At 72.7% G+C, this 2,487-nt stretch carries 1 protein-coding gene; it reads right to left on the reverse strand.

Annotated elements, in window-relative coordinates; genetic code table 11:
* On the reverse strand, positions 1-2,478 hold a 2,478-nt coding region (locus AB0M27_RS47365; RefSeq protein WP_365732399.1), incomplete at its 3' end, for an acyltransferase domain-containing protein.
* Positions 2,479-2,487 lie beyond the last annotated feature (9 nt).

Below are 2,487 nucleotides of genomic sequence, written 5' to 3' on the forward strand. Positions count from 1 at the left end.
GGACAACTCCTCCACCAACCCCTCAGCCCCCGGAGCCCCCAACCCCCGACGACTGACCAACACCAAACGCCCCACACCCCCGACAGCCACCACATACCGCGCCACCAACGCACCCAGACCACCCGTACCCCCAGTGATCAACACCGTCCCCCCACCCCAATCCACACCACCACCAGAAGCAGACGTGGCGAGGCGGGCGAGCCTGGCGTGGTACCAGCGGCCGTCGCGCAGGGCCCACTCGGGCTCGCCGGAGGTGGCCACGCGGCGCCAGACGGCGGGGTCCACCGCGCCGGGGTCGTCGGCGTCCACGAGCACGAAGCGTCCGGGGTGTTCGGACTGCGCGGCCCGCACCAGTCCCCACACCGGCGCGGCCGCCACGTCGGTCGGCGCCTCGCCCTGCGGGCCGGCGGCGCCCCGGGTGACCAGCACCAGGGTCGACTGGGCGCGGCTGGGGTCGTCCAGCCAGCGGCGTACGGCGTCGAGCACCGTGGCCGCCAGATCGAAGGCAGCCGCCGGGACCGCGTCGCCGGTCGGTACGCAGTCGGCGACGACCACCGGTCCGTGGGCGCCGTCGAGCGCGGCGGCCGGGACCACCGGCACCGGCTCGGCGCCGGCGAGCGGGGTCACCGCGGCAGGCTCCCACGTCACCTCGAAGAGCGTCTCGGAGGCCTGGACGACCGACTCTCCGGCCTCCCGCAGCACCAGGGAGTCGACCACGCCGACGGGCTGCCCGCTCCGGTCGGCCAGCTCGACGCGCACGGCGTCACCCGCACCGGCCGACAGCCGCACCCGCAGCTCACGCATCCCGGTACGGATCAGCCGTACGTCCTGCCAGGCGAAGGGCAGCACAGGCCGCGAGCCCGGCTCCCGGTCACCGTGCACGCCGAAACGGAGGCCGTGCAGGGCGGCGTCCAGGAGCGCCGGGTGAACGGTGTGCTCGGAAACGTCGATGTCCTCCGGCAGCACGATCTCCGCGTACACGTCGTCGCCGTACCGCCAGGCCGCCTGCAGACCCTGGAACTCCGGGCCGTACGCGTAGCCCTGATCAAGGAGTTCGTCGTACAGGTCCTTGGTATCGATCGGAGTGGCGCCCGGTGGGGGCCAGGTGGTGAGGTCGGGGGCGGTGGTCGGGGCGCCGGCTGTGGTGGCTGTGGTGAGGGTGCCGGTGGCGTGGGTGGTCCAGGACGTGTCCGGGCTCGGGGCCTGCGCCGCTTCCCCGGCGGGGCGGGAGTGGATGCTCACCTCCGCCCCCTCACCGGCAGCCGTCACCTGCACCTGCACATCCACCTCCCCCGCCTCCGGCAACACCAACGGCCGGCCTACGACCAGCTCACCGATCCCTGCGTAACCGGTCACGTCCGCCGCGTGCAGCGCCATGTCCACCAACGCCGCCCCCGGCACCAACACCTGCCCGGCCACCCGATGGCCCGTCAGCCACGCCTGGCGCCCCACACCCAGCCGGCCGGTCAACACCGTCGCCGAACCGTCCGCCGTGGAGACCGCCGCCACCAACAACCCATGCCCGCCGGGCGACTGGCCCATCTGCCGGGGATCGCTGCCGGTGGGCACGGAGTCCAGCCAGTAGCGGCGGTGCTGGAAGGGGTAGGTGGGCAGGTCGAGGTGACGGGTGGGAGCGGGCAGGTGCCAGTCCACCGGAACGCCGGTGGTGTGGAGGGTGGCCGCCGCCGTGAGCAATGTGGTGGCGGCGGTTTCGTCCTGCGGCTTACGGGGGCGGCGCATCAGGGGGGCGAAGGCCAGCTCACCGGCCTCCTCGTCGAGGGTCTGGCGGGTCAGGGCGGTCAGGACCACCTGCGGACCCACCTCCACGAACCGCGTCACACCCAGCTCACGGGCGGTACGGACGCCGTCGGCGAAACGCACCGGCTGGCGCACATGCCGCACCCAGTACGCCGGATCCGTCAGCTCCTCCGACACCAACTGACCGGTCACGTTGGAGACGACAGCGCTGTTCGGCTGACGGTAGGTGAGAGAGGCGGCCACCTCGGTGAAGGGCTCCAGCATCGGCTCCATAATCCGGGAGTGGAAGGCATGCGAGACCGACAACCGGGTCGCCCGGACCCCCTGCTCCTCGGCGCGGGCCTGCACCGTCTCCAGATCTTCTACCACTCCGGAAACCACCACTGCGGCCGGTGCGTTGACGGCGGCGACATCCACCGGCAGGCCGGCGATCAGCTCCTCGGTCTGCTCGGGGCTGGCGGCCAGGGCGAGCATGCCCCCGCCCGCGGGAAGGGCCTGCATCAACGCCCCCCGCGCCGCCACCAGACGCGCCGCATCCTCCAACGAGAGGACACCGGCGGCATAGGCGGCGGAGATCTCCCCGATGGAGTGCCCCAGCAGCACATCCGCTGGGATGCCCCAGTGACGCAACACCGCCACCAGAGCCGCCTGCACGGCGAACAGACCGGCCTGGGTGAACACGGTGGCATCCACCAGCGAGGCATCCTCGCCCCAGACCACCTCACGCAG

Origin of the sequence: Streptomyces sp. NPDC052107, assembly GCF_040680215.1 — a bacterium.
Lineage (GTDB): Bacteria > Actinomycetota > Actinomycetes > Streptomycetales > Streptomycetaceae > Streptomyces.